The sequence below is a fragment of the Luteibacter sp. 9133 genome (genome assembly GCF_000800155.1).
GTDB classification, from domain to species: domain Bacteria; phylum Pseudomonadota; class Gammaproteobacteria; order Xanthomonadales; family Rhodanobacteraceae; genus Luteibacter; species Luteibacter mycovicinus.
In genome coordinates this window covers 4,264,446-4,282,377 of sequence record NZ_JUHO01000001.1, presented here as the reverse complement: position 1 = coordinate 4,282,377, position 17,932 = coordinate 4,264,446, and the positions used below count along the sequence as shown (strand labels likewise).

The 17,932-nt window shown below is 65.7% G+C and carries 17 protein-coding genes; 9 read left to right on the top strand and 8 right to left on the bottom strand.

Going from position 1 to position 17,932, the window contains the following annotated elements; all coding sequences use genetic code 11:
- Positions 1-68: 68 nt before the first annotated feature.
- The 3 genes from FA87_RS21040 (at position 69) to FA87_RS18675 (ending at position 2,133) form a co-directional block, all read left to right on the top strand.
- A complete protein-coding gene (locus tag FA87_RS21040) occupies positions 69-572 on the top strand; it encodes a hypothetical protein (RefSeq protein WP_052191449.1) in 504 nt (167 codons plus the stop codon).
- 10 nt (positions 573-582) lie between these two features.
- Complete coding sequence (locus FA87_RS18680; protein ID WP_043696693.1) at positions 583-1,395, top strand: alpha/beta hydrolase; 813 nt, start codon at positions 583-585, stop codon at positions 1,393-1,395.
- A 78-nt stretch (positions 1,396-1,473) separates the two neighbouring features.
- Positions 1,474-2,133, top strand: coding sequence for a M24 family metallopeptidase (locus FA87_RS18675; RefSeq protein WP_043696690.1), 660 nt, complete (start codon positions 1,474-1,476; stop codon positions 2,131-2,133).
- A 121-nt stretch (positions 2,134-2,254) separates the two neighbouring features.
- Here the strand turns inward: FA87_RS18675 and FA87_RS18670 are convergent, their stop codons facing one another.
- From FA87_RS18670 to FA87_RS18660, 3 genes are read right to left on the bottom strand one after another with little or no spacing between them, the layout of a single operon-like run.
- A complete protein-coding gene (locus FA87_RS18670) occupies positions 2,255-2,521 on the bottom strand; it encodes a DUF3325 domain-containing protein (RefSeq protein WP_036109186.1) in 267 nt (88 codons plus the stop codon).
- Entirely contained in the window at positions 2,518-4,083 is a 1,566-nt protein-coding gene (locus FA87_RS18665) for a PepSY-associated TM helix domain-containing protein (RefSeq protein WP_043696685.1), read from the bottom strand. Before FA87_RS18665 ends, FA87_RS18670 begins: the two co-directional genes overlap by 4 nt.
- Entirely contained in the window at positions 4,080-4,388 is a 309-nt protein-coding gene (locus tag FA87_RS18660) for a hypothetical protein (protein ID WP_052191448.1), read from the bottom strand. The genes FA87_RS18665 and FA87_RS18660 overlap by 4 nt, the downstream gene beginning before the upstream one ends.
- A gap of 384 nt (positions 4,389-4,772) precedes the next feature.
- Between FA87_RS18660 and FA87_RS18655 the strand changes: the two genes are divergently transcribed.
- A complete protein-coding gene (locus FA87_RS18655; protein ID WP_043696681.1) occupies positions 4,773-6,866 on the top strand; it encodes a TonB-dependent siderophore receptor in 2,094 nt (697 codons plus the stop codon).
- A gap of 220 nt (positions 6,867-7,086) precedes the next feature.
- On the opposite strand, the gene FA87_RS20080 is transcribed toward FA87_RS18655, so the two are convergent.
- Both FA87_RS20080 and FA87_RS18645 read right to left on the bottom strand, forming a co-directional pair.
- Positions 7,087-8,076 (bottom strand): DJ-1/PfpI family protein, encoded by a 990-nt coding sequence (locus FA87_RS20080; protein WP_052191447.1) that lies wholly within the window; start codon positions 8,074-8,076, stop codon positions 7,087-7,089.
- A gap of 78 nt (positions 8,077-8,154) precedes the next feature.
- The gene (locus FA87_RS18645; protein ID WP_043696679.1) at positions 8,155-9,144 is read right to left on the bottom strand and encodes a helix-turn-helix domain-containing protein; all 990 of its coding nucleotides are present in this window, start codon (positions 9,142-9,144) and stop codon (positions 8,155-8,157) included.
- Between the two features lie 111 nt (positions 9,145-9,255).
- On the opposite strand from FA87_RS18645, the gene FA87_RS18640 reads away from it, so the two are divergent.
- From FA87_RS18640 to FA87_RS18625, 4 genes are all read left to right on the top strand, one after another.
- Positions 9,256-10,245, top strand: coding sequence for a glycoside hydrolase family 43 protein (locus FA87_RS18640; RefSeq protein WP_043698526.1), 990 nt, complete (start codon positions 9,256-9,258; stop codon positions 10,243-10,245).
- Between the two features lie 212 nt (positions 10,246-10,457).
- On the top strand, positions 10,458-10,952 hold the full coding sequence (locus tag FA87_RS18635; protein ID WP_036109200.1) for a (2Fe-2S)-binding protein: 495 nt from the start codon (positions 10,458-10,460) through the stop codon (positions 10,950-10,952).
- Positions 10,949-13,222, top strand: a complete 2,274-nt coding sequence (locus FA87_RS18630) for a molybdopterin cofactor-binding domain-containing protein (RefSeq protein WP_036109202.1) — start codon at positions 10,949-10,951, stop codon at positions 13,220-13,222. The genes FA87_RS18635 and FA87_RS18630 overlap by 4 nt, the downstream gene beginning before the upstream one ends.
- Positions 13,219-14,523 carry a c-type cytochrome gene (locus FA87_RS18625; protein ID WP_043696675.1) on the top strand — a complete coding sequence of 435 codons (1,305 nt, stop codon included), beginning with the start codon at positions 13,219-13,221 and terminating at the stop codon, positions 14,521-14,523. The genes FA87_RS18630 and FA87_RS18625 overlap by 4 nt, the downstream gene beginning before the upstream one ends.
- A gap of 20 nt (positions 14,524-14,543) precedes the next feature.
- Here the strand turns inward: FA87_RS18625 and FA87_RS18620 are convergent, their stop codons facing one another.
- The gene (locus FA87_RS18620; protein WP_043696672.1) at positions 14,544-15,098 is read right to left on the bottom strand and encodes a glutathione peroxidase; all 555 of its coding nucleotides are present in this window, start codon (positions 15,096-15,098) and stop codon (positions 14,544-14,546) included.
- Between the two features lie 164 nt (positions 15,099-15,262).
- On the opposite strand from FA87_RS18620, the gene FA87_RS18615 reads away from it, so the two are divergent.
- The gene (locus FA87_RS18615) at positions 15,263-15,847 is read left to right on the top strand and encodes a TetR/AcrR family transcriptional regulator (RefSeq protein WP_036109212.1); all 585 of its coding nucleotides are present in this window, start codon (positions 15,263-15,265) and stop codon (positions 15,845-15,847) included.
- On the opposite strand, the gene FA87_RS18610 is transcribed toward FA87_RS18615, so the two are convergent.
- On the bottom strand, positions 15,848-16,771 hold the full coding sequence (locus tag FA87_RS18610; protein ID WP_051943164.1) for a patatin-like phospholipase family protein: 924 nt from the start codon (positions 16,769-16,771) through the stop codon (positions 15,848-15,850).
- Between the two features lie 109 nt (positions 16,772-16,880).
- Positions 16,881-17,906 carry a class 1 fructose-bisphosphatase gene (locus FA87_RS18605; protein ID WP_043696669.1) on the bottom strand — a complete coding sequence of 342 codons (1,026 nt, stop codon included), beginning with the start codon at positions 17,904-17,906 and terminating at the stop codon, positions 16,881-16,883.
- Positions 17,907-17,932 lie beyond the last annotated feature (26 nt).

Here is a 17,932-nt window from a genome sequence, read left to right as displayed (position 1 = left end):
GGCGGGCCGCCCTGGGATTCGTCAGAGTGACGTCTCCGGCCGGACGGCCATCAAGATGGAGTTTGCTCATGTATCGCACGATTGCCTGCTCCCTGGCGCTTCTCCTCGCATCCGGCGTGGCGACCGCATCGGGTCGTTTCGTCGCCTATGGCGCCCACGGGCAGGCCGAGGGCGGTTCCGTCGCCGGCCACGCGGCGGGGTTCCGGGGTCCCAACGGCGCGACGGGCGCGCACGGTCGTCGTACGGTCTCCGATGGCCAGGGCAATGTGACGTCCAACGCCGGAGGTAACTGGCGGGGTTCTGGCGGTGGCACGGCAACGACCCGCGCGACAGCCACGCATAACGCCGACGGCACTGGAAGTTTCGATCGCAACACGAACGCTACCGGGGCGCAGGGTGGAACGTTCGCGGGACAAACCACGGGTGCGCAAGGGCAGGGCATCACGCACTCCGCCTCGGCGACCGGCGCGGCTGGGAACAGCTACAGCGGCAGCACGACGGTCACCCGGGACGGGGTCACTCACACCGGCAGTTGCAGCAACGCGGCTGGCGAAAGCATCGCCTGCCACTGAGGAAGCTCCGGTGTACCCCATCCTCCGGCTTATCGCCTGGCTGATCGCCTTCATCGTCTTGCCGGCGGCGGCCGCCGATGTGTCCTATGGGCCGTCGCGCGAACAGACCCTCGAGGTTCACGTGCCGGCAGGCGCGCATGACGCACCGATTCTCGTCATGGTCCATGGTGGCGCATGGATCGTCGGCGACAAGGACAACCCCGGCGTCATCGACGGCAAGCTGGCGCACTGGGGCTCGCAGGGTGCGATCGCCGTGTCGGTGAACTACCGACTCTGGCCTGCCGCTTCGCCGCTGGAGCAGGCGGTCGATGTCGCCAGCGCACTGGCCTGGGTGCAGCGTCACGCGCATGAGTGGCATGGCGATCCGTCACGCATCGTGCTGATGGGGCATTCGGCCGGTGCGCACCTCGTCAGCCTGCTTGCCGTGTCGCCGGACATCGGCCGTCAGGCGGGCGTGGCACCGTGGCTGGCCACGGTATCCCTCGACAGCGGTGCCGTGGATCTTCCCCAGATCATGAACGCGCCACATGCGCGTTTCTATGACCGCGTGTTCGGCCGCGACCCGGCGGGCTGGCCGGCGGCCTCGCCGCTGGACCGGCTGGTCCGCGCGCCCGCCACTCCGATGCTGATGGTGTGTTCGTCGGCGCGGGCGCAGTCGTGCGGGGCGAACGAGCGCTTTGCCGCGAAGGTGAACGCCCTGGGTGGACGAGCCGCGACGTTGCCGGTGGCGCTGGATCACATGGAAATCAACCGTGAACTCGGGGTCGACCCGGGATATACGCGGCAGGTGGACGCGTGGCTGCGTGCGGTGGGCTGGCCTTGAGGTAAGCGTGTCGCACACCCTGTTGGCGGCATGCTTCGCCGGGGGATAATGCCCCCCCGAAACGCCTGGACCGCCGCCATGCCCGCAGCGACCGCCGAGAACGTCGGCAGGAAATTCGATCTCGCCCGGATGCTGGGTGCCCGCGAGCGCGCCTGGACCGCCTTGCGCGACATCGCCTCGCGCATCCGTCCGGGCATGACGGAGCCCGAGGCTGTTCAACTGGCGAAGGAACGGCTCGAGGCTGCCGGTATGGACCGCATCTGGCACCCGAGCATTCTGCGTTTCGGCGCCAACACGCTGAAGACGTTCCGTCAGCGCTCGGCGCCCGACACGGTGCTCGGTGAGAACGACGTCTACTTCGTCGACCTGGGGCCCGTCTTCGATGGCCACGAGGGCGATGTGGGCGACACCTTCGTAGTCGGCAATGATCCCGTCATGCACGCCTGCGCCGCCGCGTCGCGCGAGCTGTTCGCCAGGGGTGAGGCACGCTGGCGCGACGGTGTCACGGGCGTCGCGCTGTACGACTACGTCAGCGCCGAGGCCGACGCCATGGGCTGGCGCCTCAACCACGCGACCAAGGGCCATCGGGTCGGCGACTACCCCCATGCCGTGCACAAGGCCGGCAACCTCGGCGACTTCGACGGCGCGCCGGTACCGGGTCTGTGGATCCTCGAGATCCAGATCGCCCATCCCACGCTGCCGATCGGCGCATTCTACGAAGACCTGTTGATGGCGTGACATGAAGCGGATCGAGTTCGCGCGGTCTGTTCTGGGCTCCGTCGGGTAAGCATGCCTGACGGCACGCTGTCGTCCGGTCGTCGTCGTAGCTACGGCGCACACTGAGCCGGCTACCGGCAAGCTACCTGGACATTCCGGTAACCGTGAACGCCACGACCAGCGCGCCGAAGGTGAGCACGCCGACCCCATAAACGGCGCCGAGGGCGGCACCTTCGATCAGCATGCTGCCGCCGTAGGCAAGCACGACGAGGGTCCAGCCGATCCATCTCGCCGCCACGGTACGCCCAGGCGACATTGCGCGGCCGAACAGATCGCGCTGATGTCGCGACATGCCGAGGCACAACAATGTAAATCCGAGCAGGGAGGCAAGCATCGGTAAGAGGATCATGCCGATACCTCCCGCGTCGCGGCGCGCTTGTGTCGGGCGAGGACCGTGGGTCGCTTATAGACCTTCCACGTGGCGAACCCGAGTGCGCCGGCAAGGGCGATCATGGTCAGGTCGAAACCTGCGAAAACCCAGTCGCCGTGCAACAGGCTCGGCACCAGCCAGCGGTCCGTGGTCAGCGCGTCCACGACGGGGATGGCGGCAAAGGCGGCGGTCGACGCCGCCAGCAGCGTGAGCCATCCGCGTCGCGGCGACAGAAGGCAGGCGAGCAGCAGCGATCCGCCCCAGGCGATGAAGAACGCATGCACTTCCCAGTCCGGACGGCCGTCCATGCGCAGCGGCAGCAGGCGGTTGGCGAGGAAGTGGCAGGCGAACGCGAGCGGGAGACCGGCGACGCTGGCGATATTCAGCCGCTCGACCAGCCGGAAGCCGATGTGCGGGCGCTCGGGATCGGGCAGCTGCACGCGCCGTTTGGCCGTCCACAGTATGAGCCCCGTCGCGACCATCACCGTACCGGCAAGGCTGCAAAGGAAATACAGCCAGCGCAGCAGATAGGGTGCGTAGCGTCCCGCATGCAGGCCCACCATCACGCTCTCGGTCTCGCTCGCAGCACCCTTCGCGGCCGGTACCGGATGCATGTGGCCGGTGGCCGCATCGAACTGCAAGGTCTTCGCACGCGCCGCCATACCGTCGCCGCCGCCGCGGAACATGCGTACGATGCCGTTGGCGTCGCCGGGGAACGCGATGTCGATATAGCCCGGCTCCGCGCCACCCCAAGCCGCGCGCGCCTGGCGAATCATTTCCGCGATCGGTGCCACAGGCGCGGCGTTGCCGGAACGCATCGGTGGCGCCTCGCTGCCATAGGCATCGGCGGAGTACGCCGCCACCGTGGGATAGGCCACCGTCATGCCCCAGGGCATGTACAGCGACTGCAATGTGACCAGCCCGGTAAAGGTGATCATGGCGTGGAACGGCAACGCGAGCACGGCGCTCAGGTTGTGCGCATCCAGCCACGAGCGCTGCCCCTTGCCGAAGCGCAGGGTGAAGAAGTCCGCAAAGATCTTCTTGTGCGTAATGACCCCGCTGACGATCGCCACCAGCATGAACATCGCGCAGAAGCCGACGATCCAGCGCGCCCAGACGACCGGCATGTAGTGCAGGTCGAAATGCATACGGTAGAGGAAGAAACCGCCGATGGTCGCGCGCGACACGACGGGCTGCCCGTTGCCATCGAGCGTGATGGTGTGGTCGCGCAGTGACCGGCGCGTCTCGCCGGCCGGTTTCCAGTAAAGGGTGGAGGCGATGGCGCGCCGACCGGGCAGGGTGATCGACCAGCTGTCCGCGCCGGGCTGGTTCTTCTGTAACCAGTCGACGGCGCGCTCGGAGGCCAGTGTGATCTGGCGCTGGCCGGTGATCTCCGGCTGCATCCATCGGGTGATCTCGTCCTGGAAATACGCACTGGTGCCCGTGGCGAAGATCGCCAGCAGCAGCCAGCCGACCAGCAGGCCGGCCCAGGTGTGCAGCCAGGCCATCGACTGGCGCAGGCCACCGTTGACACCGTTCATACCGCGCTCCCATGCATCGACCACGCGAGCGCACCCGCAAGGGGAAGGCCGAACGCAGCCAGCCACAACCACACCCGCGTCGCGCTGCGCATGGCGAAGGCGAGGACCACCACGGTGGCGTACACGGCGAACGAGGAGAGCATGCCGGTGATGACCGCCTCGACGCGCGCGACAGGCAGCCAGCGTGCAAAGGCCGAGGCGACCAAAGCCGCCATCGCGTAGCCGCCGAAGACGGCGGCAACCGTACGCGACGTGATTTCCAGCACGCGAGTGGACTGAATGCCTGCGGCCTTGCGCCTGGCCATCGTCAGAATCTCCTTTCCAGGTTGAGCATCACGCTGCGGGGCTCACCCCAGTTGGTGCGCGTCGAGGACGCGGTCACGAAGTAATGCCGGTCGAAGGCGTTCTTCACGTTGAGTCGCATATCGGATAGCGCCTGCGTCGACGATGCGCGACTGGCTACCCGATGAGCGAACGGAATGGCGGGACCGCGGAGGAATCGAGTTCAACGATTTTACGGAAATACGATCCATTCGCAATCTCTGCGTTGAAGAGACGTCGCGCCACAGCATGGCCCGACCTTCGCCTACGCCACAGGATCTTGCGAAACCGGACGCGATTCGTCATCATGGTAATGAGAGTCGTTCGCATTACCGACGACAACGACATCCAGCCACGGACCCAAGCTCATGACCCTTCCTTCGAAGGCGCTGCCTCTGCTCATCGCAGGGGTACTGGCGTCGCATGCCTCGTTCGCTCAGGACACCGCCCGCAGTGACAAGGCTGTTCAGCTCGACGCCGTCGACGTGCACGGGGTGAGGGTGGACGAAGGCTACGCCCGGCAGGACGCCTCCGGCGCGACCAAGACCGACACGCCGATCATCGAGACCCCTCAGGCGATCTCCGTGATCTCGAACACGCAGATGATCGACCAGGGCGTGCTGACGGTGCAGGATGCGCTGCGTTACTCCGCTGGCGTACGCTCGGACGCTTACGGCGTGGACAGCCGCGGCGACGACGCGTTCGTCCGTGGCACATCCTTTACGCAATATCTGGACGGCCTTCGTCAGGCGCTTGGGTCTAGCTACGCCCGTACGGAGCCCTATTTCCTCGACCGCATCGAAGTAGTCCGTGGCCCGTCGTCGGTCCTCTACGGACAGGGCACCACCGGCGGCCTGATCGGTCTGACCTCGAAGCGTCCCCAGTTCACGGCGGCGCATGAAGTGCAGGTGCAGCTGGGAAACCATGCGCGCAAGCAGACGGCCTTCGACTTCACGGGTCCCCTCGACGCCGCCGGGCACTGGGCGTATCGCCTGATCGGTGTGTTGCGCGATGCGGACACCCAGATCGACCACGTATCCGACGACCGTCGCGCCATCGCACCGTCGATCACCTGGCAGCCGGACGCGAACACGCGCTGGAGCCTTCTGGTCAATCTCCAGTTCGACCGCAACGGCTCGTCACTGAACTTCCTGCCGCATGCGGGCACCTTGCTGCCCAATCCGAACGGGCGCATTCCGACGAATCGCTTCGTCAGCGAGCCGGGCTTCGATCGCTACGATACCGATCAGCGCTCGGTATCGTCGTTCTTCGAACATCGCTTCAACGACACGTGGAAGTTCGTGCAGAACGCGCGGTACTCGCACGACAACGTCGACTATCGCTCGCTCTACCCGAACGTCTATTCGAACCCTGCGTACCCGTTCCTCGACGACGACCAGCGTACCGTGTCGCGATACAGCTATGTCGCCATCAGCCGGCACAAGCGTCTGGTCACCGACACCCATGCGGAAGGGGATTTCGATACGGGAAGCATGCATCACCGTGTCCTGTTCGGCCTCGATATCAGCTATTCGCACACCGATAGCGCGCAGGGCAACGGCCTCGACGCCACGCCGTTCGATCTCTATGCGCCGGTCTACCACAACGGTTTCGTGCCGCCCGATGTTTTCCCTGTCGCATCGAGCCACACCCGTCAGACCGGCCTCTACGTCCAGGATCAGATCAACTGGGGCGATCACTGGATCGGTACCGTCGGCGTGCGTCACGACCGTGCGACGCTGACGACCGGCGGCAGCCGCTCCGTGGATAACGCGACCACGTCGCGCTTCGGTCTCATGTACCGGTTCGACAGCGGGATCGTGCCGTACGTCAGCTACACCGAATCGTTCCAGCCGCTGGATAGTCTCGACTTCTACAACCAGCCCTATGAGCCCCTGCGCGGCAAGCAGTACGAGGCCGGCCTGAAGTACCAGCCTGTCGGCGGATCGACGCTGATCACGGCAACGTATTTCGATCTGCGTGAGGAAAATCGACTCGCACCGGATCCGCAGAATCCCCTGAACCAGATACAGGCGGGGCGGGCGAAGACGCGCGGCGTCGAACTGGAAGGCAACTCTCGGATCGGCAATCATGTCGACCTGATCGGCACGTACACCTGGACCAGGGCGCGTCCCGACGATGGCACGATCGTCGCGGGTCTGCCGAAGACCCAGGCATCGGCGTGGGGCGTCTATCACGTGAACGCGGCCGACAGCGACGGCTTCAGTTTCGGCATCGGTGCGCGTTATATCGGTACCAACTACGACGAGACGGGCACGCTCGTGGTTCCCCACAAGACCCTGTTCGACGCGATGGTCGCGTACACGCAGGGCCCATGGCGTTTCTCCGTCAACGCGGCCAACGTCACCGACCAGGTTTACAACGCCTCATGCCTCGCGCGCGGCGACTGCTTCTACGGTCCGCGCCGCAGCATCATGGGAAGTGCCAGCTACCGGTTCTGATGGCATCCGGACGGCCGAAACGTCATGGTCGTCCGCTCTCCGTACAGACGAACGGGGTGCCAAGCTGTGGATTTGCTTGATGGTCAGCGGGATGAGGCCAACATCAGCCATGATGGGGCTTTGGAGGGCGGGCTGAACCTGAAAACCGCCTGGTCGAGCCCCAATCAAGGCAAGTAATTGCACGAGCCGCGGGTCGCGCAACCTCTCCCAAATCGCAAAATCACGGCTGCGCTGGCGATGCTTTCAACATGATGTCCAGCTCGAAGTGCCTGGCATCGGCACCCGGTTGTGTCTCGAAGCTCAGCATCACATCCCGCCCTTCCTGCCGATTCGTCCACCGATGCTTCCCCGCCGCCTTCCACAATCCACTCTTCCGGGCACCCGCATCCAGCCGGTCGAGCAACTCCGCCGCTGGCGTCGCCGTCTCCACGTGATATCGCGAGACCCACTGATCGAGATCGCCCGTCGACACGTACTCATCGAACTTCGCGTCCTTCGGCCACTCGACCCCCGCCTGAAGTAGCTTCTTGGTCAGGAAGCGATCTGCCATCCGTGACCGCACAAACCCACCGTCGGGCTTCCAGTCGTATTCCAGGCGCATGGCGACGGTACGTGCCTCATCGGTACCGCGAACCCTGGCGACGACATGCAACGCCGCGTCGATGCCGGACGAAAGGCCGGCCGACGTGATCAGCTTGCCGTTATCGGCCCAGCGCACATCGCGGATCACATCGATCTTCGGAAAGGCGGCCGCCAGCTCATCGATCCGCGGCGTAAAGGTCGTGGCCTTGTCGCCGTCGAGCAGCCCCGTTGCGCCGAGAATGAAGGCGCCCGTGCATACGGAGAGCACCTGCCGTGCGGGCACCGAACGCTGCCGGATGAACTCAAGCACGCGTGGATCCTTCTGGGCATCCTCGACGTCGCCACCAGGGATCAGCAACACGTCGAACGGCGGCGCCGTGGCGAAGCTCGCATCGGGCGTGACCTTTAGCCCCATCGCCGTCGTCACGGGCTTGCCATCCGGCGATACGGTAACCACGCCGAAGCCCGCCGTACCGAAAACCTCGTAAGGGCCTGCGAAATCGATGATCTGCACGCCATCGAACAGTACGATGCCAACCCGGACCGGCGGCGCGGACCCGTGCGGTTCGTGCGACGCGAGCGCGGGCAGGGCGAAGAACATGGCGAGCAAGGGCAGCAGGCGGCGCATGGGCGGATCCTCCGTGAACGATGCCGCACGCTAAAACGTTTCTGGGTGCTTTTGCGGACATGGAACCCGCGCAAACGGTCACTTAGCCGCGAAGCGCGCCCGGTACTCGGCCGGCGTGCTACCCAGCCGGCGGACGAAAGCCCGGCGCATCGCCTCGTCGGAAGGAAACCCGCACTCGTCGGCGACACGCTTGATGTCCTTGCCGGTGCTCTCGAGCAGGGGCTTTGCCGCTTCGACGCGCAAGCGCTCGATGTACTTCAGCGGTGTCACGTCGAAGTGCGCACCAAACCGGCGCGTGAACTGGCGAGGGCTCATGTGCAACCGATCGGCGAGTATCCCGACATCGAGTCGCCTGCGCAGGTTTTCGCCGATCCATGACGCCAGCGACGCGAAGTGCTCCGGCTGTTCCAGTGCATGCAGTTGTTCGCTGAACTGGCTTTGCCCGCCCGAGCGCTTGTTGGCCATGACCATGCGCCGCGCGACTTTCAGCGCCAGCGTGGCACCGTGGTCGGCGCTGACCATCGCCAGCGCCAGGTCCATCCCCGTCGTGATTCCCGCCGAAGTCCAGATATGGCCGTCGCGCGTGTAAATCGCGTCCGGCAACACGCGCACGGCAGGATAGCGGTCGCGCAGCTCGGGGATGTCGCTCCAGTGGGTGGTCGCCTCCCGGCCGTCAAGCAGGCCTGCCTCGGCGAGCAGCAGGGCGCCGCTACAGATCGAGGCGACGCGGGGCACCCGTTGCGCCGCCTCGTGCAGCCATGTCACCAGGTTCGTGTCGGCGCGCACCCGCTCGACGGCGTCACCCATGCCGCCGCAGACCAGCAAGGTATCGGTTTCGTTGGGCATATCGCGGTAGTGGGTATCCGGCAGCAGGCGCATGCCGGATGCCAGTTCCACGGGCTTGTCCGTCGCGGCCAACACCTGCATGCGATACAGCGGCGCACGTCCGGGCTCGTCATCCTGGGCCTGGCGGCTGGCCAGCGCGAACACCTCAAGGGGGCCGCTGATGTCCAGCGACTGCGCCTGAGGGTAGACGAGCATGCAGATGGTGCGGGGAGCGGCGGACATACGTACGTTTTCATTCCGTGAGCGGATCACGGTAAACGATACCTCCGATGGCATCCGGACGGCCGAAACGTTATGGTCGTCCGCTCTGCACAGACGAACGGGGTACTCGGCATGCGGTTAGCTCAATGGGTTGGGGGTGCGGTGCTTGCCGCGTGCATGTCCACGGCGGCATTCGCCGCTCCACCGCCGGGACACGCCGGCAACCCCGTCTTCCCCGGCTGGTACGCCGACCCCGAAGCCGCGATCTTCGATCATCAGTACTGGATCTACCCGACCACGTCGCTGAAATACGCGCAGCAGACCTGCTTCGACGCGTTCTCGTCCCCGGATCTGGTGCACTGGACGAAGCACAGCAGCGTGCTGGCGATGAAAGACATCCCCTGGGCGAAGAAGGCGCTGTGGGCGCCCGCGCTGGTCGAGAAAGGCGGCAGGTACTATTTCTTCTTCGCCGCTAACGACATCCAGAACGACAACGAGGTCGGTGGTATCGGCGTGGCCGTCGCCGACAAGCCCGACGGTCGGTTCAGGGATCTGCTCGGTAAGCCCTTGATCGACAAGTTCCATAACGGCGCGCAGCCGATCGACCAGTTCGTCTTTCATGACGACGACGGCACCTACTACATGATCTACGGCGGCTGGAAGCACGCCAACATCGTGAAGCTGAAGCCGGATTTCACCGGCGTCGAGCCGATGGCCGATGGCGCGACCTTCAAGGAAATCACGCCCGCGCCCGAGTACGTCGAAGGCCCGCTGATGTTCAAGCGCAACGGCAAGTACTACTTCATGTGGTCGGAAGGTGGCTGGACCGGGCCGGACTATTGCGTCGCCTATGCGATCGGCGACTCCCCGACAGGCCCGTTCAAGCGTATCGGTAAGATTCTGGAGCAGGATCCGAAGATCGCCACCGGCGCCGGGCATCACTCCGTGTTTCACGTCGCAAAAGACGACAGCTGGTACATCGTCTATCACCGCCATCCCCTCGGCGATACCGACGGCAACCATCGCGTGACCAGCATCGACGAGATGCACTTCGACAAGGACGGTCACATCCTGCCAGTGAAGATGACCAACGAAGGCGTGACCGCCAAGCCGCTGCGCTGACGCAGCGGCTGGAACGGCACCGCCCGGTGGAGTCGGCATAAAGCGCGGCACATAACGGGCACGATGTGCCGGTCCCTCGTCACGCCGCAAGAAGTTTCTGCAAAAACACCTCCTCTCGCGGAATGCACGGCTCCCGATTCGGCGTAATCTGTCGCCCGACATCTGATCAAGCCAGTGGACGCGAGCGTCCACCCAGCCGAGGGGAAGGGGACATGTACACGCTGCGCGTGAATGGTGAGGATCGGCAGGCCGATGTGCCACCCGATATGCCGTTGCTCTGGGTGCTGCGCGACGTGGTGGGACTGACCGGCACGAAGTTCGGTTGCGGCATCGCGCAGTGCGGGGCGTGCACGGTGCACCTCGATGGGCAGCCGGTCCGCTCCTGCCAGATGCCCGTGTCGGCCGTGGGCGACCGCGCCGTCACGACGATCGAGGCGATCGGCGCGACACCCGAAGGCGCGAAGGTGCAGCAGGCCTGGCTGGCGGTCGACGTCGTGCAATGCGGTTACTGCCAGTCCGGACAGATCATGTCCGCCGCGGCGTTGCTCGCGCGCACACCGAACCCCAGCGATCGCGACATCGATGCCGCGATGGCCGGCAATATCTGCCGGTGCGGCACGTACGTGCGCATCCGCGAGGCCATCAAGCAGGCGGCGACGGGACTGCCGCAAGGGTTGCAGGTCATCGTCGACGGGAGTACGCCATGACCGCCTCCCCTCACGACGAGCACGGGATCGATCCGCGGCGCCGCTCGGCGCTGAAGCTCGCAGGCGGTGGTCTCGCCGTGGCCTTCCTGTGGACGGCCGGGCTCGGTCCCGCGGTCGCGCAGATGAATCCCCGACGCCAACCGGCGGATGACGCGGCGGCCGCGGCCGATGGCCATCCGACGTTCGCACCCAACGCGTTCATCCGGATCGACGCGGATGGGCGCATCCGCCTCGTCATGCCCACGGTCGAAATGGGGCAGGCGATCTACACGGGCATTTCGATGATGCTCGCGGAGGAGCTCGGCGTCGGCCTGGATCAGATCACCGTCGAACATTCGATTCCCAGTGATGCGCTGTACGGTCAGGTCTTGCTTGGGGGCGGCCAGATCACCGGCGGCTCCACGAGCACGCGCGGACAGTGGCAGTCGTTGCGCGAAGCGGGTGCGGTGGCGCGCGAGATGCTTGTAGCCGCCGCCGCGGCGCAGTGGCACGTGGATGCGGCCAGCTGTTCGGTGGCGCGCGCCACCATCACGCACGTGCCGTCGGGTCGTACCCTCGGATTCGCGGCGGTGGCGGAAGCCGCCGGCAAACTGCCGCAGCCCGCGACCGTCACACTGAAAGACCCCAAAGACTTCACCGTGATCGGCAAGCCGCTGCGTCGCGTGGACTCGCCGGATAAGGTCAACGGCGGTACGCAGTTCGGCATCGACGTCAAAGTGCCGGGCATGAAATACGCCGCCGTACGTACCAGCCCGGAACTCGCCGGTACGCTCGGTGCCGTCGATGAGACGAAGGCACGCGCCGTGCCCGGGGTCATCGATGTGATCAGGCTGGCCGATGCCGTGGCCGTGGTGGGTGAGCACTACTGGGCCGCACATCGTGGCCTCCAGGAACTCACGATCGAATGGCGCCACGGCGTCAACGAGAAACTCGATACCGCCACGCTCATCGCCGCCTTGCAGGAAAGCTCGCGCAAAGGCCCCGCCCTGGTCGGGCGCAAGCCGAAGGGCGAGGCGGGCGCGGGTGGCAAGGCGGTGGAGATGACCTTCGTATCGCCCATGCTGGCGCACGCGCCGATGGAGCCGCTCAATGCCACCGTGCACGTCACGCCCGGCAAGTGCGAGATCTGGACGGGCACACAGGTTCCGACACGCGCGCAGAAGGAAGCCGCGCGCATCTGCGGCATCCCGCTCGACGCGGTGACGGTGAACAACCAGTACCTCGGCGGCGGTTTCGGCCGTCGCCTCGAAACCGACCAGGTCGAACAGGCCGTGGCCTTCGCGAAGCAGGTGGCCTACCCGCTCAAGGTCATCTGGAGTCGCGAGGAAGACATCCGTCATGACCGCGTGCGGCCGCTGTACTTCGACCGCATCTCGGCCACGCTGGATGGCGATGGCCGCCCGACCTCGTGGAAGCATCGCATCACCAGTGGCACGGTACTCGGGCGCTGGGCGCCCGGTGGCATGGGCAAGGACGGCATGGACAGCGACGCCATCGAGTCCGCGGCCGATCTGCCTTACGAGATGGACAACGTGCTCGTCGAGTGGGTCCGCCACGACATGCCGCCCGGGCTCGTCGTCGGCTGGTGGCGTGGCGTCGGTCCAACGCACAACCTTTTCATCGTCGAGAGCTTCATCGATCAGCTCGCTCACACCTCGGGCAAGGACCCGCTGGCGTACCGGCGTTCGCTGATGAAGCCCGGTTCACGGCCCCTGGGCGTGCTAGATCTCGCCGCCGGGAAGATCGGCTGGGGCGGCCAGCCGTTACCGGCGCGGGTCGGACGCGGCATCGCCGTGGCGTCGCCGTTCGGTAGCCACGTCTGCGCGATCGTCGAGGTCGAGGTGACGGCACAGGGCCAGGTTCACCTGCGACGCGCCGTGGTCGCCGTCGACGTGGGTATCGCCATCAATCCGAGTTCCGTGCAGGCGCAGGTGCAGGGTGGTCTGTTGTTCGGCCTCAGCGCCGCCCTGTTCAACGGCATCACCCTCAAAGACGGCATGATCGAGCAGAGCAACTTTCACGACTACCGCACGCTGCGCATCAACGAAGTACCGAACGTCGAGGTCTATACGGTCGCCAGCGGGGAGTCGCCGGGAGGACTGGGCGAAGTCGGTACGGCGATCGCCGCGCCGGCCCTGGCCAACGCGATCTTCGCTGCCACCGGCGTGCGTCTGACGGAGTTGCCGGTCTCGCGCACCTCGCTCGCCGCATCGGCGGATGCGCTCAAACGTGTCGCGGATGCGGGAACCGGCAAGGAGGGCGTCGCATGAAGCGCTTTTTTCTGCTGATCGTCGTCGTCCTGATCATCGGAGCGGTGGCCTATGTCGCGCTCAATCGCACCGATCCGGCCGATGGCACCGCTCCGGCGCTCGCCGGTGCGCCCTTGAACGCCGATCCCGTCGCACGCGGCGAGTATCTGGCGCGCGCGGCCGATTGCATCGCCTGTCATACGGTGCCGGAAACCGGTAAACCCTTCGCGGGAGGCCTGCCCTTCAAGCTGCCGTTCGGCACGATCTACTCTTCCAACATCACCGCCGACGTCGAAACCGGCATCGGCGGCTGGAGCGACGACGACTTCGTGCGTGCGGTCCGCGAGGGCATACGCAAGGACGGAAAGCATCTCTATCCCGCTTTCCCGTACACCGCGTACACGCAGCTGAGCCGCGCCGATGTGCTGGCGATCAAGGCCTATCTGTTCACCTTGCCCAGGGTGCGCCAGCCGGAACGTCCGAACGATCTCGGCTTCCCGTTCAACCAGCGCTGGGCGATGGGTTTCTGGAATGCCGCGTTCTTCCGCAGCGAACGCTTCGAGAACGATCCCTCGCGATCGCCGGCGTGGAACGCGGGTGCCTATCTCGCCGGACCGCTCGGTCACTGCGCGGAATGCCATACGCCACGTAACGTCGGTTTCGGGCTGAAGCATGGCGAGTCGCTGGCTGGTGCGGAACTGCAAGGCTGGCGCGCGTGGAACATCACCTCGGACGCCACGCACGGCATCGGCAAGTGGAGCGACGAGGCGCTGACGCAGTATCTGCGTACCGGCCACGCGGATGGCCATGCGTCGGCCATGGGGCCGATGGGCGAGGCGGTCGCGCACAGCCTGCAGTTCCTGAAACCGGAAGACACGGCGGCGCTCGTCGCCTGGCTGCGCACGGTGCCTGCGCGCGAGGGCGATGACCCGGTGGTCGTCGACCCGTCGCCCAAAGCCGTACTCGCGTCCAGTGCGGCCGCGCCTGGCGGAGACGATGAAACGGCCGACTCGGACGGTCTGCGCCTGTTCGAAGGTGCGTGTGCCAGCTGCCATCAATGGAATGGCGCCGGACAGCAGACGTCGTACGCCAGCCTCGTCGGTACGCGTGGCGTCAATGACCCCAGCGGGCGGAACGTCACCCAGGCGATCCTGCACGGCGTGACGATGCGGATCGGCGAAACGGATGTCTACATGCCGGCCTTCGGTCACGCGTACAGCGATCCGGAGGTAGCCGCCCTGGCCAACTACGTCATCCGTCATTTCGGCGGAAAACAGGGTCAGGTGACCGCGGAGGACGTCGCCAGACGCCGGGCACTTTAGGCCCGGTGCCTCCAGGCGACTCAGGCTTTCTCGGCCAGTGCCTTCTCGAGCACCGCCTGCAGGCGTGCATCGCTCGCTTCGACGTCCGGCGCGAAGCGTGCGATCACTTCACCGCGGCGGTTCACGACGAACTTCTCGAAGTTCCAGAGTACCTCCGGCGCCTCGTTGGTCGGAATGCCATGACCCTGCAGGCGATCACGCATCGGGCCTTCACCGATGCGTTCGGGCTGCGCTTCGATCAGCGCGCTGTACAGCGGGTGGCGCTGCGGACCGACCACCGGAATCTTGGAGAACAGCGGGAACTGCACGTCGAACGTCGTCGAGCAGAACGACCTGATCTCGTCGTCGCTGCCGGGCTCCTGCGCGAGAAAGTCGTTGGCGGGAAAGCCGAGGATGGTGAAGCCCTTGTCGCGCCAGCGCTGGTAGAGCGCCTCGAGGCCTTCGTACTGCGGCGTCAGCCCGCACTTCGAGGCGACGTTGACCACCAGCAGCACGTCGCCGCGCCAGGTGTCGAGCGTGGTGGAAACACCGTCGATCTGCTTCACGGCGATGTCGTACAGATGGGCCTGGCTCATGTGGGATCCTCGTTGGCGTGACGGAAATACGCCAAGCATAGGCCAACACGCAGTGCCTTGAACGTCGCGACGATGTGATCCCCATGACGTTCGACATTTCAATATGCAAGCATTGCTAGAATCGGCCCAGGGCAGGGGAATCGATCCCCAGGGGAGCGAAAGCAATGCGTTATGAGAAAGGTCACAAGGAGCAGACTCGGCAGAAGATCGTCGAAGCGGCTTCTGAGCGGTTTCGCGCGGACGGCATCGACGCCGTCGGCGTGGTGAGCCTGATGAGCGACGTCGGGCTGACCCAGGGTGGGTTCTACAACCATTTCGGTTCGAAGGAAGACCTGGTGCGCGACAGCGTGGCATCGGCGGCGACGTCGGCAAAAGACCGTATGGCCGTGCGTGTCGCGGGCTCACGTTCGGAGCCGCATCGTGCGATGGTCAACACCTATCTGTCGGCGGATCACCGCGATCATCCGGCATCGGGCTGCGTGGCGGCCGCACTGGCGGCCGAGATGGGCCGCCGTCCGGAAGAGACCCGCGCGGCATTTTCGGAAGGCTATGCCGAGATGGTCGAGCTGATCGCGTCGACCCTGCCGGCGTCGGTGCGTGGCAAACGCCGTCGCACGCTGGCCATGTCGGTGTTCGCATCGATGGTGGGTTCGATGTCCCTCTCCCGCGCCGTGGCGGAACAGGGACTGTCGGACGAGGTGCTTACGCTGGGCCGTCAGGCGGCGTTGGCGCTGATCGACGCGGGTTGATCAGCGCGCCGGGACGGGCGGTCTGCCCATGGCGGCCGTCTTCTCGGCGATCTTCGCCCTGATCGCGGGAATGGCGGCCAGTGCGGCCCGCTCGCCTTCGAGGATCGCCACGTTTTTCTGATCGAAGTCGGTCGGCCCGATCTGACCGACTTTGGGCCGGATCACGATGTCGGCACGGCCGAGTTCCTGCTCCGCCAGGCGACGTCCCATGATGGTGATGGACTGGCCGACGATGCCGACCATGCTGTCGGGATTGGTGCCATCGGGGCGCGCCGAGATATCCACGGCGATGACGATGTCCGCACCGAGCTGGCGCGCCGCGTCCACCGGCACGGGGCTGACGACACCGCCGTCCACGAAATGCTTGCCGTTGATGTCCACCGGTTCGAACACTCCGGGAATGCTGCTGGATGCACGCACGGCCTGGCCCGCGTTGCCGCGAATGAAGATGGCGCGGTCGCCGTTCTCCAGCTGGGTGGCCACCGCCGCGAATGGCGTATGCAACTTCTCGATCGGGGTGTTCTTCAGGAGTTCGTTGACGTAGTCCTGCAGCTTCTGGCCTTGCACGAGGCCACCTGAAAAGAAGCGAACGTCGCGGATCTTGCCCTCATCGAGCGCAAAGGCCTGCTCCTGCAACTGGAAGGCATCCATGCCGGAGGCATACAGCACGCCGACCACGCTGCCGGCGCTGGTACCGGAGACGACGTCGGCATGAATGCCGCTGGCCTCCAGCATCTTGATGACCCCGATATGGGCAAAGCCCTTGGCCGCGCCGCCGCCCAGCGCCAGTCCGATACGCGGCTTGGCCGCGAGTACCGGCACGGCGGTATCCGGGCGCTGATCCGGCCTGGTTCCACCGAAGCAACCGGTGAGCAGGGTCGCGAGTACGAGCGGAAGCCAGGAGCGGGCGCGGCGGAGCGTCATGGAAGAAAACCGTGAGAAGGGCAGGCGGATCATCGGGCACGCCGGCGGCGGCCGGATGACGGACGGATGGCTAAAACCGGGCAGCGCGTGTGCGCCGCCCGGCGGTCGATCAGTCGCGGGTGTGGTCCGCGTCGAGGTGGTAGCGGGTCGCCACGTCGATTTCGTTCTTCGACCCCAGAAACACGGGCACACGCTGGTGAAGCGCCGTGGGCTGCAGGTCCATGATGCGCTCGCGGCCGGTGGTGGCGGCGCCGCCGGCCTGCTCGACGATGAACGCCATGGGGTTGGCCTCGTACATCAGGCGCAGCTTGCCGGTGCCACCGTGGCCGGTGATCTTCGCGTCCAGCGGATAGATGAAGACACCGCCGCGGGTGATGATGCGATGCACGTCGGCGACCATCGAGGCCACCCAGCGCATGTTGAAATCCCGCCCGCGCGGGCCGGTCGAGCCTGCCAGCAGTTCACCGATGTAACGCTGCATCGGCGCTTCCCAGTGGCGCTGGTTCGCCATGTTGATCGCGAACTCGGCCGTTTCGGCGGGAATGGTGATGCCCCGACGGGTGAGCACGAAACTGCCGTGCTCGCGGTCCAGCGTGAACTCATGCACGCCGTGACCGAAGGTCAGCACCAGCAGGGTGCACGGGCCGTAGACCACGTAACCGGCGGCGACCTGTTCCGTCCCCGGCTGCAGGAAATCGGCCGCCTTGGGTTCGGTGACGCCATCCGGGCAGCGGAGCACGGAGAAGATCGTGCCGACCGAGACGTTGACGTCGATGTTGGAGGAGCCGTCGAGCGGATCGAACAACAGCAGGTGGTTGCCCTTGGGGTAGGCGTCCGGAATCGGCTGCGGATCTTCCATTTCCTCGGACGCGCACGCCGCGAGGTGACCGCCCCAGGCGTTGGCTTCGAGGAGGATCTCGTTGGAGATGACGTCGAGCTTCTTCTGGGCCTCGCCCTGGACGTTGTCCGAACCCGCATTGCCGAGCACGCCGCCGAGGGCACCCTTGCCGGTGGCGACGGAGATGCGCTTGCACGCGCGGGCGACGACCTCGATCAGCAGGCTGAGCTGGGCGTTGATATGCCCCTCGCGCTTTTCTTCGATGAGGAACTGGATCAGCGAAATCGGTTTCGTCATTCGGACGGACTCAGGCGCGAAACCAT

Coding starts and splice junctions, on each gene's coding strand:
- FA87_RS21040 (WP_052191449.1), top strand. CDS start 69: ATGTATCGCACGATTGCCTGCTCCCTGGCGCTTCTCCTCGCATCCGGC.
- FA87_RS18675 (WP_043696690.1), top strand. CDS start 1,474: ATGCCCGCAGCGACCGCCGAGAACGTCGGCAGGAAATTCGATCTCGCC.
- FA87_RS18670 (WP_036109186.1), bottom strand. CDS start 2,521: ATGATCCTCTTACCGATGCTTGCCTCCCTGCTCGGATTTACATTGTTG.
- FA87_RS18665 (WP_043696685.1), bottom strand. CDS start 4,083: ATGAACGGTGTCAACGGTGGCCTGCGCCAGTCGATGGCCTGGCTGCAC.
- FA87_RS18660 (WP_052191448.1), bottom strand. CDS start 4,388: ATGGCCAGGCGCAAGGCCGCAGGCATTCAGTCCACTCGCGTGCTGGAA.
- FA87_RS18655 (WP_043696681.1), top strand. CDS start 4,773: ATGACCCTTCCTTCGAAGGCGCTGCCTCTGCTCATCGCAGGGGTACTG.
- FA87_RS20080 (WP_052191447.1), bottom strand. CDS start 8,076: ATGCGCCGCCTGCTGCCCTTGCTCGCCATGTTCTTCGCCCTGCCCGCG.
- FA87_RS18645 (WP_043696679.1), bottom strand. CDS start 9,144: ATGTCCGCCGCTCCCCGCACCATCTGCATGCTCGTCTACCCTCAGGCG.
- FA87_RS18640 (WP_043698526.1), top strand. CDS start 9,256: ATGCGGTTAGCTCAATGGGTTGGGGGTGCGGTGCTTGCCGCGTGCATG.
- FA87_RS18635 (WP_036109200.1), top strand. CDS start 10,458: ATGTACACGCTGCGCGTGAATGGTGAGGATCGGCAGGCCGATGTGCCA.
- FA87_RS18630 (WP_036109202.1), top strand. CDS start 10,949: ATGACCGCCTCCCCTCACGACGAGCACGGGATCGATCCGCGGCGCCGC.
- FA87_RS18625 (WP_043696675.1), top strand. CDS start 13,219: ATGAAGCGCTTTTTTCTGCTGATCGTCGTCGTCCTGATCATCGGAGCG.
- FA87_RS18620 (WP_043696672.1), bottom strand. CDS start 15,098: ATGAGCCAGGCCCATCTGTACGACATCGCCGTGAAGCAGATCGACGGT.
- FA87_RS18615 (WP_036109212.1), top strand. CDS start 15,263: ATGCGTTATGAGAAAGGTCACAAGGAGCAGACTCGGCAGAAGATCGTC.
- FA87_RS18610 (WP_051943164.1), bottom strand. CDS start 16,771: ATGACGCTCCGCCGCGCCCGCTCCTGGCTTCCGCTCGTACTCGCGACC.
- FA87_RS18605 (WP_043696669.1), bottom strand. CDS start 17,906: ATGACGAAACCGATTTCGCTGATCCAGTTCCTCATCGAAGAAAAGCGC.